Source organism: Corynebacterium sp. CNCTC7651 (genome assembly GCF_021496665.1).
Lineage (GTDB): Bacteria > Actinomycetota > Actinomycetes > Mycobacteriales > Mycobacteriaceae > Corynebacterium.
Genome location: NZ_CP071246.1, coordinates 2,162,787 through 2,176,898 on the forward strand (window position 1 = coordinate 2,162,787; position 14,112 = coordinate 2,176,898).

A 14,112-nucleotide genomic window follows, 5' to 3' on the forward strand; every position below is an offset into this window, starting at 1 on the left:
GCATCAACCTATCGCAGTTTCGGCCAGCAGGGCGTAGGTAATCAACCAGTGCGTAGCCATGAAGTTGTCGCCGCCCAGTTGCCCGCGCGCGGACGCCACCAGCGCGTCCGTCCCCTCCGGCGTGCCCAACAGCCGCAGCATCCAGGCGCGCGTGAGCGCCAGCCCGTGCAGGTGTGCGAGCTTGCCGTCGCGTGCGTCCGGCACGTGCGGGGCCTGGGTGTAGAAAGCTTCTGCTTCACGACGCTCCCCCCAAAACGCCTCCTCCCATGCGGCGAAGTCGCCAGGTTCGAGCACCCGCTGCATGAGCACGGCCTCCCCGAGGCCGTTGGACACGAAGTCGTGCGCGCTGAGCTCCCACGCAAACGGGTAGGCGCGGTCCGCGCCGAACCACTCGCGCGCGGTCGCCTCAATCTGGGCGCGCAGCTGGGCTCCGGGCGAGCCCGTACCGGCCAGCGAGCCCGTACCGGCTGGCAGCGCGTCGTGCATCAGGAACAGCGCCAGCGCGGAATTGTCGTGCACGCCGTGGCGCACGGGCATCGGCTGGGCGCGAAGCCACGCTGCCGCATTCGCCACAATCTGCGCCTCCAAGGGCACGAGCGCCTCCGCCCACGCGGCAGCGCGCGGCTCTACTTTCGCCATGTCCCGGCACGCCTTGCCCAGGTGCAGCGCCCAGGCCCAGCCGTAAGGCCGTTCATAGAGCGGGTGGTCGCGCAGGTAGGCGGCTTCGGTGAAGATGTTGGTTGGGGTTAAGCGGGCGTCGATAAGCACAAGAAGCTCCTCGCGCATTTCCCCCAATTCCCATGCGAGCAGCTTCACGCCGCTGGCCAGCATGTGCACGCTAGAGTGCCAGTCGAAGCTGCCCCAGAACGCGGGGTGGAGTGCGCGCGGGGTGCAGTCGGTGTCGGCGGGGCCGGCGCTGACGTGGTGCATGGCTGCGGGGTATTCGCGGCCGACGACGGCGCAGATGGTGCGCGCCCAGTCCCGGGCCGTCGCGTCGGAGATTGCGGTGCCTGTCACGGCGCTAAAGTTACCGCATGCGCGAACGCTCTCGGCTGGTCACGGAAGTGTGGCTTGTCCTCATCATCACCTTCGGCACCTCCGGGCTGCGCGCCGCGCTGCGCTTGGTGGACTCCCTGCTCAAGGCCCCACTCAACCAGCAGAGCACCACGCTTATCGACGCTTCCTCGAACATCCACTGGCTCGACCTCGCCCTCCAAGCCACCTCGGCGCTCACGTTAATCGGGTGGGGCGGGCTGGCGTGGTACCTGCTTGGGTGGCGGTGGCAATGGCCCAGGTGGCGCGACCTCGCTCACGGGGCCGGATTCGCCGCGATGATCGGCTTGCCGGGGCTGGCGCTGTATGTGGCGGGTGTGCACCTGGGTTTGTCCAAGGTGGTGGTGCCGGCGACGGAGGCTGTGCAGATTCCGACCTCGCTCTTGTGGGCGTTTGCCAACGGCTTCGGTGAAGAGGTTGTGGTGGTGATGTACTTGGTCACAAGGTTAGGCCAGCTGGGGTGGAAACCGTGGCAAGCGATCGCGGCGTCTTCGGCGCTGCGCGGGTCCTACCACCTGTACCAGGGGGTCTCGGCCGGGTTCGGCAACATCGTGATGGGCGTGGTGTTTGCCTGGTACTTCCACCGCACCGGCCGCGTCTGGCCGCTGGTGCTGGCCCACTTCCTCATCGACGCGGTGGCTTACATCGCCTACCCGTTGCTCGACCTATCTTTCCTGGGGATCTAGCGCGGGGATTTACACTATCCCCATGCCAACCACGCCGCACTCCAACGATCCCCGCGACAACCTGGGCGATTACGTGCTGGGCAAAGATGGCAAGCCCATCGTTGACCGCTACGGCCGCCCGGTGCGCCGCCGGCCGGCCTCTGGAGGGCCCGCCGGTGATGCGACCCGGCGGGTCGAGCGGCCGGAGCGGGTCGAGCGGCCGCGCCAGGAGTACCAACCGCGCCGCGCACCCGAGTACACGCGGGTAGAGCGTGCGGACTACCCGGAGCGCCCGCGGCAAGAGCGCCCGCGCCAGCAGTACGAGCCGCGCCGTGTGCCGGAGTACACGCGCCAGGAACGCCCGCAGCAGCGCCCGCCACAGCAGGTCCCTCCACAGCGAACTCAGCAGCGCCCGCCACAGCAGGTCCCGCAGCAGCCACGCCGCGCGCGCCGGCAGGTGCAGCAGCCCGAACAACCGGTGATCAGCCGGCAAACACGGGCGGGGTCGGAGCCGAGGGTTGAAAGGAGGCGTCGTAAAGCAAAAGCCCCTGGATGCAGCACGATTCTTGCCATCCTCCTAGTGCTGGCGATCGCGGGCACCCTGCTTGCCGATGCCCGCATGGACCGCGTCCAAGCCCTCCCCGAAGAGCGTATTGCCAATACGGCGGGGACGAACTGGCTGCTCGTGGGGTCGGACTCGCGCGTGGGCTTAAGCGAGGAGGAGATTGAGCGGCTGGGCACGGGCGGCGATATTGGGTCTACGCGTACGGACACCATCATGCTTCTGCACCTGCCGCTGACCGGGAAAGCGACGCTGATATCGATCCCACGCGACTCCTACGTGGCGGTGCCGGGCTATGGGTACGACAAGGTCAACGCTGCATACGCGTACGGCGGGCCGCAGCTTCTCGCCGCGACGGTGGAGCAGGCGACGGGCCTGCGCGTGGACCGTTACGCGGAGATCGGCATGGGCGGGCTCGCGCGCGTAACCGACGCGGTGGGCGGCGTGGAGATTTGCGTTGCCGAGCCTATCGACGATCCCTTAGCCAACCTCAACGTCCAACCAGGCTGCCAGAAGATGGACGGCGCGACCGGGCTTGGGTACGTGCGCACCCGCGCGACAGCGCAAGGCGACCTGGACCGCGTGGCACGGCAGCGAGAGTTTTTGGGCGCGCTGGTGGCTAGGACGCTGTCGCCGGCCGTGCTACTGAATCCCTTCCGACTGATTCCGCTGGCGTGGACAGTGCCGACGTTGTTTGTGGTGGGCCAGGGCGACCATGTGTGGAACCTGGCGCGGATTCCGCTGGCCATGCGCGGCGGGCTTGAGACCGTGACCATCCCCATCGGCGACTTCATGGACACCGAGGTGGGCAACGTGGTGATCTGGGACGAGTACGCGGCCGAGGAGCTGTTCAGCTCGCTGAGGTAGTTGGGGGTTGGGGTTCGGGGCTGGGGCTCCCGTGCCGGCGGACAGACCTCTGCGCTGGGTTTCTTGGGGGTCGCAGCGCCAGATTCCACTGAGGCCTACAGCGCTGTAGGCCTCAAGAATTTCGAGTCACACCAGTTACACCCGACCTGGGCTTTTCCGGTAGGCCTCAGGGCCGGTTCACGCTGAGGCCTACAGGGCTGTAGGCCTCAAAGGCTGGTGCCCGTTGAGAGCTGCAGGGTGCAGCTGTCAGCGCCCCGCTGCAGGGCCAAGACATCAGTAAAAGAGGCCTACCCGGAGGTGGACCTCTTTTGTTTTACCTAGTCAGACCCAGTCAGACAGCCGGTGGCGCCGTCCGGCCTACGGCACTGCGGTGCTGCCGCCGATGGTGCCGGCCGGGCCAGCGCCCGGGTCCTGGCGGTGCGTCTCGGTCGTGCGAGTGGTCTGGGTGGTTGTGGTCGTGACCACGGAGCCCTCGACACCCGGCCAAGTGCCAGCCTCGATCATCTCGCGCTTGCGCTCCACCCAGAAGTCGGCGTTCTTGATGCCCAGGGCCTCAGGGTCGAACTGCGGGTCCAAACCGGCCTTCTTCTGGCGGCTGTAGTCGCGCATCGCCTTGAGCGCGGGGACCTGGAGGAACAGGATGGCCACAATATTGAGCCACGCGGTGGCGCCCACGCCGATGTCGCCGAGAGCCCAGGCGGTGCCCGGGGTGGTGGTAGCGCCGATGAAGACGGAGATAACGATGAGCACGCGGAGGATCCAGATGATGGCGCGGCGGGTACCCTCGTTCTTCACCCAGCGGTTGAGGTAGGTGAAGTTCACCTCGGCCAGGTAGTAGTACGCCAGCACGGTGGTGAAGGCGAAGAACATGATCGCCAGCGCGACGAAGCTCGGGCCGAGGCCGCCGGCCAGGGTGTTCAGGCCCTCCTGGACAAAGCCGGGGCCGACCGGGATGGCCTCGCCGACGGACCCGTTGTAGATGAGGGCACCGTCGGTGGACTGGCCCTCGTGGACGCGGTACATGTCGGTGGAGATGATGATGAACGCAGTAGCGGAGCAGACGAACAGGGTGTCAATGTACACGGCGAACGCCTGGACGAGGCCCTGCTTGGCTGGGTGGGAAACCTCGGCGGCTGCGGCGTGCTGCGGGCCAGTGCCTTGGCCGGCCTCGTTGGAGTAGATGCCGCGCTTGACACCCCACATGATGGCGGCGCCAATCATGCCGCCGAACATCTCGTCGCGGCCGAACGCGGAGGAGAAGATGAGGCCGAAAACATGCGGGATCTCAGAGGCGTTGACAATTAGGACGATGATCGCAATCACGATGTAGGCCACGGCCATGAACGGCACGACCAGGGAAGCGAAGTTGGCGATGCGCTTGATGCCGCCGATGATGATCAGGCCGAGCAGCACTGCCATGATGGCGGCGGAGATCCACACGTTGACGCCCCACGCATTCTCCACGGCTGCAGCCACACCGTTGGCCTGGATGCCCGGGAGGAAGTAGGAGGTGGCCAGGATCATGCAGATGGCGAAGAAGACGGCGTAGGCCAGCGCGAAACCGCGGGCACCGGTGTGCGCGTACGCCTTCTCGATGAAGTAGGCGGGGCCGCCGCGGTACTCGCCGGTATCGCGGTCCTTCTCCTTGTAGATCTGTGCCAGGGTGCACTCGATGAAGGAGGTGGCGGCGCCGAGGAACGCCACGATCCACATCCAGAACACCGCGCCCGGGCCGCCGAACGCGATCGCGGTGGCCACGCCGGCGATGTTGCCCACGCCGACACGGTTGGCCAGGGAGATCATGAGGGACTGGAAGGAGGAGATGCCCGCCTCGGACTTCTCGCCCCGGCTGAGCTGCTTGATCATGTCCGGCAGACCGCGGACCTGAACGAACATGGTGACAGCGGTGAAATACACACCCGCACCGAGGCACAGGAACACCAGTGCCGGGGACCAGATGATCCCGTCGAGAGTACTAATTATCGCTTCCACAACGCGCTCCTTTGGGTTAACAGAGAGAAACCGCCAAGTTGCATGTGAATTTAGGCGATAAAACTGTGCTGCGCGTCACTTTCACACAAATTACTTTGTCTGGGATCCCAGATTGGTGGCGCTCACATTGGCTACCCACGGTGACTTGTGTCACGTACAACTAGTGCAAACTTCCATTCCGAAAGGAGCGAGCATGGACCAAACAACTCCGGGTGTCAGCCGCAAGTGGCCCCAGTCGTACCCCCCTGCGTACGACGTCAAGAACATCCCGGCACCCCACGAGGCGTACGACGGCACCCTGAATGAAGCGGAGACGGACCCGCAAGCCCCAGTTCATGCACCGAACGTGTGGCGCTTCTTCCTGTATTCCGGCATCGGCATCTTCGCGTTCTTCGTCCCGTTCACGTGGAATGAGAAGAACACGATCCTGCTGGACCACATTGTCACCTTCATCACCAAGACGCTGGGCACCGGCACGCAGTACTTGGCACTGGTCGCCATCATCGCTGGCACGGTGTACCAGTTCGTCTCCGGCCGCTGGAAGGCGGATTTCGCGCGCATGATTTTCGCCGGTCTGTCGGTGCTGGCAGTGGTGTTCTGCGCCATGCTCGTCTTTGGCTTCGGCCCGGCCTTCCTGCACAACCCGGACATCGGCCCGTTCATCCTGAACAAGCTGGTTATCTCGGTGGGCTTGCTCATCCCGGTCGGCGCGATCTTCCTGGGTCTACTGGTGGGCTTTGGCTTGATGGAGTTCATCGGCGTGATGGTGCAGCCGATCATGCGCCCGGTCTTCCACACCCCGGGCAAGTCCGCGGTGGATGCGGTGGCATCCTTCCTCGGCTCCTACTCGCTGGGCCTGCTGATCACGGACCGCATGTACAAGTCGGGCCACTACAACGGGCGCGAGGCTGCAATCATTGCTTCCGGCTTTTCGACGGTCTCCGCAACCTTCATGGTCATCGTTGCCAAAACGCTGGACATGATGGGGCACTGGACCACGTACTTCTGGGCCACCTTCGTCATCACCTACATCGTCACCGCGATCACCGTGCGGATCCCACCGATTTCCCGCATCTCTGAGGATTACTACCCGGGCGCGCAGCCGCACCCGGAGGCCCAGATCACCGGTAACCGTTTCGCTGCGGCGTGGAACGAGGCGAAGCGTGAGCTGGCCAAGGCAGACAGCCTGGGCAAGGTGCTGTGGGTGAACTTCCGCGACGGCCTCACCATGGCCGTACAGGTGATTCCGGGCATCATGTCCGTCGGTGTGATCGGCCTCGCTCTTGCCACCTACACCCCGGTGTTCAAGGCGCTCGGCGTGGTGTTCTACCCGCTGGTGTGGGCGCTTCGCCTGCCGGATCCGTGGGCGACCTCCGGCGCGCTGGCCACCGGCCTGGCGGAGATGTTCCTGCCGGCCACTCTGGTCGCGGGATCGGACAGCATGGTGCTGAAATTCACCGTCGCGGTGGTGTGCGTGAGCCAGATCTTCTTCTTCTCCGCAATGGTGCCAGCGGTGCTGGCCACGGACATCCCGCTGAACATCGGCCAGATGGTGCTGATCTGGTTCATCCGCGTGGTGCTCACCGTGCTAATCACTGTGCCGGTGGCGCACTTGGTGTTCTAGGCCGCCGCTGCCCCGCAAGGCAGCACAGGCCGCCCAGCCGCTACTCCCCTACGGCCGCCGCGTGGGCGCTGACGATGTCATCGATCAGCCGCGCGGCGGCCTTCGCCGTGCGCGCATCCACGTCATACTCGGGGTTGAGCTCCACCACATCGACCAACGCCACGCGCCCGGTCGCGGCAACGGCCTCCACCATGGCGCGTACCAGGGCAAACTCAACCCCGAATCCAGCCGGGGCGGACACCCCCGGCGCCACCGAGGCTGGCAGCACGTCCAAGTCGATGCTGAGGTGAATCGGTAGGTCACCTGCCACCGCCTCCACTGCGCGGGTGGCAGCCTCGGCGAGGGTCATGGTGGCAAGGTCGGTGTCCTCGACCGTGGTCACGCCAAGCTCTGCGGCGGTGTCGAAGAGCACCTTCGTGTTGTTGGGGCGGGAGATGCCGAACACGGAGTAGTCGAACGCCTCGCGCCCCACTAGCTCCGCGATTTGCCTGAACGGGGTGCCGGAGGTGGGACGGGAGGCGGAGCGCAAGTCGAAGTGCGCGTCGAAGTTGATTATCTGCATCGAGCCGAGCGCCTCGTAAGCGCCGCGGTGGGTGGCGAAAGAGGTTTCGTGACCGCCGCCGAGCACGACCGTGATTCCCTCTGTCCCTTGCGCAGCGACGAGGTCGCGCACCCGGTCGGACAATTCGCGCTGGGCGCTCTCGAGGTTGTCTTCCTGGGTGGTCACCGTACCGGCGTCGATAAGCAGCCTGCGCTCGTGGACGGCGAGGGAGCCGAGTGCGGCGCGCAACGCCTCGGGGCCGTCCGCGGCACCCTGGCGGCCGCCGTTGCGCTCCACGCCCTCATCGGAGGCGAAGCCGAGCAGGTGCACTGCCCCCTCGGTCGGCTCGGAGGCGGTGTCCACCACGCTATGCCAGCGGGCGTGCTCGGGGCCGGGACCGTCATCGCGGCCGGACCACGGGGAGGCGGGGGTGAAAAGCGGTGCAGATACGGTATTCATGCGTCCCGAGCCTAGCCCCGTGGGCATACTGATGGCGATGAACAAGCCCCAGGTCCCCGCTGCGCATAACGTCTTGCGCATTTTGGCCCTGCTATCCACCACGGACGCGCCGATTTCCGCCACCCGCATCCAGCGCGAACTGGGGTTGCCCCGCTCCACCACCTACCACCTGCTGCGGGAGCTGGAGGATTCCGGCTTCGTGGTCCACCTGAGCTCGTCCAGCACATACGGTCTGGGGCTTGCGTCGTACCGCATGGCGCAGGCGTACACCACGCAGCAGCCGCTGGTGCGCCTGGCCACCAAGCCGCTTGCGCGGATCGCGGAGCTTGCCGGGGGCTCGTCGCACTTGTCGCGCCTGGCTGGGTCCGAGATCGTCTACCTGCACGAGGTGCGTGCGCCTGGCGCGGTATCGCTGATCACGGAGGTGGGCGTTCGTTTGCCGTCGCTGGCCACCGCGTCGGGCCGCATCATGCTGGCGCAGCTGCCCGAGACGGAGCTGCGCGCCGTGTTCAACGCCTCGGGCGAGCGCCGCCGCTACAGCGAAGTAAAGGAACAGCTGGCCGCGTATCGACGCCAGGGGTTTGCCGACGAGCACGAAGAAATCTCTCCCGGCCAGGAATCTCTCGCCGTAGCTGTGCTCGACCACTTGTCGCGCCCGGCAGCGGCGTTGGCCGTAACATTCGCCGTGGGGAGCGCGAACCGAGAACAGCTGGTAGCAGCGCTTTCTGCCGCTGCCGCGCACCTGCGCACCCAATTCTTCGGCACCGTGTGATTGCCGCCACTTGGATGATCTAGTATCGCGCCCATGACACGTACTGTTTCTGTCGGAATCGGGGCTATGTCAATCGAGGACGTTGTGGCCGTTGCACGCCACGGCGCCAAGGTCGCGCTCGACCCGGAGGCATTGGAAGAGATCGCCGCCACGCGCACCCGCATCGAGGAGCTGGCGGCGGATCCAACTCCCGTCTACGGCGTCTCCACCGGCTTCGGCGCCCTTGCCCGCCGCCATATCCCGGAGGATCTGCGCGCACAGCTTCAGCGCTCCCTGGTGCGCTCCCACGCCGCCGGTTCCGGCGCCGAGGTGGAAGAGGAAGTTATCCGCGCCCTCATGTTGCTTCGCCTATCCACCCTCTGCACCGGCCGCACGGGCGTGCGCCCCGTCGTGGCCGAGACCTACGCAGCCGTCCTGAACGCCGGCATCACCCCGGTGGTCTACGAGCACGGCTCTCTGGGTTGCTCCGGCGATCTCGCACCTCTCGCGCACTGCGCGCTCGCGCTCCTCGGCGAAGGCGAGTGCCGCGTCCGCGGCGGGGAGATCGTGCCCTCAGGGCAGGCGCTTGCCGACGCAGGCATTGCACCCCTCGTCTTGAAGGAAAAGGAGGGGTTGGCGCTGATCAACGGCACGGACGGCATGCTGGGCATGCTTTGCCTGGCCATCACGGATTTGAAAGAAGCCGCCAAGGTGGCAGACATTGCCGCCGCCATGACGGTGGAGGGGCTCACAGGCACGCTGACCGTGTTCGCAGACGACCTGCAGCAGCTGCGCCCCCACCCCGGACAGGCCGATGCCGCGGCGAACATCCGCACCGTTGCTGCCGGGTCCCCAATTCTCGAGGCCGCCGCCGAAGAATTCAAGGAGAAGCAGGTGCAAGACGCCTACTCGGTGCGCTGCGCACCCCAAGTCGCCGGCGGTTTCCGCGACACCATCGCACACGCGGAACTGGTGGCAAACCGGGAGCTCGCCTCTGCGGTGGACAACCCCGTGGTGGCGTTGGACGGGCGGGTGTCATCGAACGGCAACTTCCACGGCGCGCCGGTTGCATACGCGCTCGACTTTCTGGCCATTGTGGTCGCGGATTTGGCGTCGATAAGCGAAAGGCGGACCGACCGCTTCCTGGACCCGGCGCGCAACCGCGGGCTGAACGCGTTCCTGGCAGAGGATCCAGGCGTGGACTCCGGCCACATGATTGCCCAGTACACCCAGGCCGGCATCGTCGGGGAGCTGAAGCGCAACGCGGTGCCCGCATCCGCAGATTCCATCCCGTCCTCGGCCATGCAAGAAGACCACGTTTCCATGGGCTGGTCCGCAGGGCGCAAACTGCGCCGAAGCATCGACGGGTTGCAGCGCGTGCTGGCGGTGGAGATCCTCACCGCCGCTCGCGCGCTCGACATGCGCGCGGGTGAGCCGGCAACCGGCACTGGTGCCGCTGTTGCCGTACTGCGCCAGCATGTAGCCGGCCCTGGCCCCGACCGTTTCCTCTCCCACGAAATCGAGCAATCCGTGAAGCTGGTCAAGGGCGGGGACTTCGTAGCGGCAGTGGAGGCCGCGGTCGGCGCCCTGCGGTAACCCGGGCACTGCCCTGTCTCGCATCCCAGACAACTCCTGCGATTAGCCCATTGTGACCAGCGGGATTCTCCATAGACTGTCGCCCACACCATAGTTCTGCATCGAGTGTGATTGGAGTCTCATAATGGCTGGCCGGTACCCGAATGGCGATTTCTACGACTTTGAAAGCGAGCTGCCCGCAGAGGAAAAAGAGATCCTCTACCGGGTGCGCGAGTGGGCGCAGGAGAAGGTTCTCCCCATCGCGGTGGACCACTGGAACCGCTCCGAGTTTCCGCATGAGCTGCTGCCGTCCATCAGCGAGCTGAACATCATCAGCCTCGTGCGCGGCCAGGGGCGTTCCCGCCTGCTGGCTGGCCTGGTTACCGCGGAGATCCACCGCGCGGACGGCTCCGTCGGCACCTTCCTCTCGGGCCAGGACGGCCTGTTCACGGGCAGCATCGAGCTGCTCGGCTCGGAGGAGCAGAAGGAGCGTTGGCTCGACGACCTCTACGCCGTACGCAAGACCGGCGTGCTCGCCATCACCGAACCGGAGGCTGGCTCCGACGTCGCCCAGGGCATGCGCACCACCGCCACCAAGGTGGACGGCGGGTGGGTCCTCAACGGCGCCAAACGCTGGATCGGAAACGCCACCTTCTCGGACTACGTCGCCGTCTACGCGCGCGACCCGGAGGATGAGCAGGTCAAGGGCTTTATCGTGGACACCACCGCGGAGGGCTACACCGCCACCCTGATGGAAAACCGCATTGCCATTCGCGCGGTGCAGAACGCCGATATCACGCTCGACAACGTTTTCGTGCCGGACAGCGACAAGCTGGAGGGCGCGAACTCCTTTAAGGACATCAACAAGGTGTTCAAGAGCGCGCGTTCCACGGTGGGCTGGCAAGCAGTGGGCACCCAGATGGGCGCGCTCGACGTGGCGCTGGGTTACGCGGACGAGCGCATCCAGTTCGGCAAGAAGATCTCCTCGTTCCAGCTCAACCAGAACAAGCTCGCTACCATGCAGGGCAACCTGGTCGCCAGCGAGTCCATGATGGCGCAGCTTGCGCGCATGGAGGACCGCGGCTCCGCCAACAACGAGCAGTCCGCACTGGCCAAGGCGTTCACCTCCAAGCTCATGCGTGAATCCGTGGCGCTCGGCCGCGAGATCATGGGCGGCAACGGCCTGATCTCGGATTACCGCATGGCCAAGATCTTCAACGATGCGGAGGCGATCTACTCCTACGAGGGCACCTACGACATCAACCAGCTCATTGTCGGCCGCGCCATCACCGGCGAATCCGCGTTCGTGTAGGAGGCGCAACACCATGAATGCACCGCTTCACGGCATCCGCGTCCTCGACCTCTCCCGCGTGCTCGCCGGCCCCTTCTGCTCCATGATTTTGGCGGATCTCGGCGCCGAAGTCATCAAGGTCGAGTCTCCCTGGGGCGACGATTCGCGCCAGTTCGGACCCTTCGTCGACGGCACCTCCGCGTACTACCGCTTGTTCAACCGCTCGAAGATGGGCATCACGCTCGACTTCAAGCAGGAGGACGACAAGGAGGTGCTGCGCGATCTGGTCCGCCGCTCCGATGTCGTCGTCGAAAACTTCCGCCCGGGCGTGCTGAAGAAGCTGGGCCTGGCACCGGAGGAACTGTTGGAGATCAACCCCCGCCTCGTCGTCACCAGCATCTCCGGCTTCGGCCAAACCAGCTCGCTTGCCAAGGAGCCGGCATACGACCTGGTCGCGCAGGCGATGAGCGGGCTGATGTCCGTCACTGGCTGGCCCACCAGCAAACCCACCCGAGTGGGCATCTCGCTCGGTGACCTGGTTCCGGGCCTCTATGCCGCGCTCGGCACCGTCTCCGCTCTCTACCAGCGCGAAACCACCGGCAAGGGCCAGCACATCGACCTCGCCATGTACGACTCGCTCGTCTCTGTCATGGAGTCCGTGGGCATGCGCGCGCTTTACGACGACGTTCCGCCCACCCGTATCGGCAACGATCACGGCCTCTCCGCCCCGTTTTCCACATACGCGACGAAAGACGGCGACGTGGTCATCGCCATCACCACGAACCGGTTGTTCGAGCGGTTGGCCAACGCGCTGGGGATCCCGGAGTTGGCGACCGACCACCGCTTTGCGGAGCCAGTCGCCCGCTCCGAGAACCGGGTTGCGTTGCGCGAGCTGATTGAGGAGGCACTGAGCACCAAGACACTCTCGGAGACCATCGCACTGTTCGGGGAGCACGGCGTGCCCACCGCCCGCGTGTATGACCTCGATGAGGCGTTGCGCAGCCCGTTCGCGCAGGAGCGCGGCGTGGTAGTCGAAGAATCGGATGGGTTCCGCACCCTCGCGTCCCCGCTCAAGCTGGACGGCATGGATGCCCCGAGGCCCGCCCCGGAGCTGGGACAGCACAACGACAGCATTCAGTCCTGGCTGGGCGAAGACCCGCGCACCACCTGATTTCCGCACAAGGAGCGTCACCATGGAGGACACCATCAACACCCGCCGCGGCGGTAGCACCCGTTGGATCCGGGGCGAAGGCATCGCACCCGTTCCATCACTCCCGGAACCCCACGAGGTAGACAACCCCAATCCCTCGAATAAATGGAGGTTCTTCCTCTACAGCGCCATCGGCTCGTTCGCGTTCTTCGTTCCGTTCACTGTCGGGGAGAAGAACACGATCTTGCTCGACCACATCGTGGGCTGGCTGCAGTCCACGTTCAGCGGGGCCCTTCCGTACATCACCCTGGTCATGATCACGGCTGGGGCACTCTACCAGTTTGTTTCCGGCAAATGGCGCGAAGATATTGCACGAGCCATCTTCGCGTTCCTGTCTGCGCTGGCAGTAGTGCTGTGCGCCATGCTGGTGTTCGGCTTCGGGCCCGCATTCCTCTTCGAAGATCGCCTCGGACCGTTCATTCTGAACAAGCTGGTGATCCCGGTCGGTCTCCTCATCCCGGTGGGTGCCGTCTTCCTCGGCCTCCTCGTGGGTTTCGGACTGATGGAGTTCATCGGCGTGATGGTGCAGCGCTTCATGCGCCCCGTCTACCGCACCCCCGGCAAATCGGCAGTCGACGCAGTGGCATCCTTCCTCGGCTCCTACTCGCTGGGCCTGCTGATCACCAACCGCGTTTACCGCACCGGCGGGTACAGCGCCCGCGAGGCGTCGATCATCGCGGCGGGCTTCTCCACCGCATCGGCGACGTTCATGGTTGTGGTGGCCCGCACGCTCGACCTCATGCACATCTGGGGCGTGTACTTCGCGGTCACGCTCATTGTGTGCTTCCTTGTCACCGTCGTCATCGTCCGCATCCCCCCCTTGAGCACCATTCCGGACGAGTACTACCCCGGCGCAACGCCGCAGCCGGAGGAGCGCGTCGAGGGCAACGTCGTCGCCGCCGCGTGGAAGGAAGCGATGACCTTCCTGGCACAGGCGGATTCGCTTCCCAAGACCATCTGGCGCAACTTCAAGGACGGCATCCTGATGACCATCCAGGTCATCCCGGGGATCATGGCAGTGGGCATTATCGGTTTGGCGCTGGCTTTCTACACACCGGTATTCAAGGTGCTCGGCGTGCTGTTCTACCCGCTGGCGTGGGTGTTGCAGATGCCGGATCCGTGGCTGGCCTCGGAGGCGTTCGCCATCGGACTGTCCGAGCTTTTCCTCCCCGCGACACTGGTGGCGGGCAACGAGTCCGACATCCTGCGCTTCACCGTCGGTGTGGTTTCCATTAGCCAGGTGTTCTTCTTCTCGTCCATGATCCCGGCCGTGCTGGCAACGGATATCCCGCTGAAAATCAGGCACATGGTGATCATCTGGTTCCAGCGCGTGGTGCTCTCCATCCTCCTCACCGTGCCGATCGCGCACTTGATTTTCTAAATCCCAACCCGAGTGAACACCCGTGCACCCGCGCGCAGCGCTCGGGTTTTCACCCCCCCACCCGTCGGTCTCGGATGCGAGACAGACGACGACAAAACACACTTTCTCGACGTTGTGACCGGCGTTACTCTCAAACCGGTA

Annotated in this window: 11 protein-coding genes; 8 read left to right on the forward strand and 3 right to left on the reverse strand. The window is 65.3% G+C overall.

The genetic code is table 11. From position 1 onward, the window contains the following. Positions 1 to 3 precede the first annotated feature (3 nt). Positions 4 to 1,017, reverse strand: a complete 1,014-nt coding sequence (locus JZY91_RS10340; RefSeq protein ID WP_234947780.1) for a DUF2891 family protein — start codon at positions 1,015 to 1,017, stop codon at positions 4 to 6. A gap of 17 nt (positions 1,018 to 1,034) precedes the next feature. On the opposite strand from JZY91_RS10340, the gene JZY91_RS10345 reads away from it, so the two are divergent. Together JZY91_RS10345 and JZY91_RS10350 are read left to right on the forward strand one after the other, a co-directional pair. Continuing rightward, the gene (locus JZY91_RS10345; RefSeq protein ID WP_234947781.1) at positions 1,035 to 1,739 is read left to right on the forward strand and encodes a CPBP family intramembrane glutamic endopeptidase; all 705 of its coding nucleotides are present in this window, start codon (positions 1,035 to 1,037) and stop codon (positions 1,737 to 1,739) included. Between the two features lie 22 nt (positions 1,740 to 1,761). After that, entirely contained in the window at positions 1,762 to 3,147 is a 1,386-nt protein-coding gene (locus JZY91_RS10350; protein WP_234947782.1) for an LCP family protein, read from the forward strand. 357 nt (positions 3,148 to 3,504) lie between these two features. Here the strand turns inward: JZY91_RS10350 and JZY91_RS10355 are convergent, their stop codons facing one another. Next, positions 3,505 to 5,139: a sodium:alanine symporter family protein gene (locus tag JZY91_RS10355; protein WP_234947783.1), complete on the reverse strand. Its 1,635-nt coding sequence runs from the start codon at positions 5,137 to 5,139 to the stop codon at positions 3,505 to 3,507. A gap of 193 nt (positions 5,140 to 5,332) precedes the next feature. On the opposite strand from JZY91_RS10355, the gene JZY91_RS10360 reads away from it, so the two are divergent. Next, positions 5,333 to 6,763, forward strand: coding sequence for a YjiH family protein (locus JZY91_RS10360; RefSeq protein ID WP_234947784.1), 1,431 nt, complete (start codon positions 5,333 to 5,335; stop codon positions 6,761 to 6,763). Between the two features lie 40 nt (positions 6,764 to 6,803). On the opposite strand, the gene hutG is transcribed toward JZY91_RS10360, so the two are convergent. Next, positions 6,804 to 7,763 (reverse strand): formimidoylglutamase, encoded by a 960-nt coding sequence (gene hutG / locus JZY91_RS10365; RefSeq protein WP_234947785.1) that lies wholly within the window; start codon positions 7,761 to 7,763, stop codon positions 6,804 to 6,806. Between the two features lie 37 nt (positions 7,764 to 7,800). Between hutG and JZY91_RS10370 the strand changes: the two genes are divergently transcribed. From JZY91_RS10370 to JZY91_RS10390, 5 genes are all read left to right on the forward strand, one after another. After that, positions 7,801 to 8,535: an IclR family transcriptional regulator gene (locus tag JZY91_RS10370; protein WP_234947786.1), complete on the forward strand. Its 735-nt coding sequence runs from the start codon at positions 7,801 to 7,803 to the stop codon at positions 8,533 to 8,535. 33 nt (positions 8,536 to 8,568) lie between these two features. Continuing rightward, positions 8,569 to 10,110: a histidine ammonia-lyase gene (gene hutH / locus JZY91_RS10375; RefSeq protein WP_234947787.1), complete on the forward strand. Its 1,542-nt coding sequence runs from the start codon at positions 8,569 to 8,571 to the stop codon at positions 10,108 to 10,110. 124 nt (positions 10,111 to 10,234) lie between these two features. Further along, positions 10,235 to 11,401 (forward strand): acyl-CoA dehydrogenase family protein, encoded by a 1,167-nt coding sequence (locus JZY91_RS10380; RefSeq protein WP_234947788.1) that lies wholly within the window; start codon positions 10,235 to 10,237, stop codon positions 11,399 to 11,401. A gap of 13 nt (positions 11,402 to 11,414) precedes the next feature. After that, positions 11,415 to 12,551 carry a CaiB/BaiF CoA-transferase family protein gene (locus JZY91_RS10385; protein WP_234947789.1) on the forward strand — a complete coding sequence of 379 codons (1,137 nt, stop codon included), beginning with the start codon at positions 11,415 to 11,417 and terminating at the stop codon, positions 12,549 to 12,551. Between the two features lie 22 nt (positions 12,552 to 12,573). After that, positions 12,574 to 13,971 (forward strand): YjiH family protein, encoded by a 1,398-nt coding sequence (locus JZY91_RS10390; RefSeq protein ID WP_234947790.1) that lies wholly within the window; start codon positions 12,574 to 12,576, stop codon positions 13,969 to 13,971. Positions 13,972 to 14,112: the final 141 nt, after the last annotated feature.

Excerpts from the sequence above, each read along its gene's own strand:
- hutG (WP_234947785.1), bottom strand. The coding sequence starts at position 7,763 with ATGAATACCGTATCTGCACCGCTTTTCACCCCCGCCTCCCCGTGGTCC.
- JZY91_RS10370 (WP_234947786.1), top strand. The coding sequence starts at position 7,801 with ATGAACAAGCCCCAGGTCCCCGCTGCGCATAACGTCTTGCGCATTTTG.
- JZY91_RS10380 (WP_234947788.1), top strand. The coding sequence starts at position 10,235 with ATGGCTGGCCGGTACCCGAATGGCGATTTCTACGACTTTGAAAGCGAG.
- hutH (WP_234947787.1), top strand. The coding sequence starts at position 8,569 with ATGACACGTACTGTTTCTGTCGGAATCGGGGCTATGTCAATCGAGGAC.
- JZY91_RS10350 (WP_234947782.1), top strand. The coding sequence starts at position 1,762 with ATGCCAACCACGCCGCACTCCAACGATCCCCGCGACAACCTGGGCGAT.
- JZY91_RS10385 (WP_234947789.1), top strand. The coding sequence starts at position 11,415 with ATGAATGCACCGCTTCACGGCATCCGCGTCCTCGACCTCTCCCGCGTG.
- JZY91_RS10390 (WP_234947790.1), top strand. The coding sequence starts at position 12,574 with ATGGAGGACACCATCAACACCCGCCGCGGCGGTAGCACCCGTTGGATC.
- JZY91_RS10345 (WP_234947781.1), top strand. The coding sequence starts at position 1,035 with ATGCGCGAACGCTCTCGGCTGGTCACGGAAGTGTGGCTTGTCCTCATC.
- JZY91_RS10360 (WP_234947784.1), top strand. The coding sequence starts at position 5,333 with ATGGACCAAACAACTCCGGGTGTCAGCCGCAAGTGGCCCCAGTCGTAC.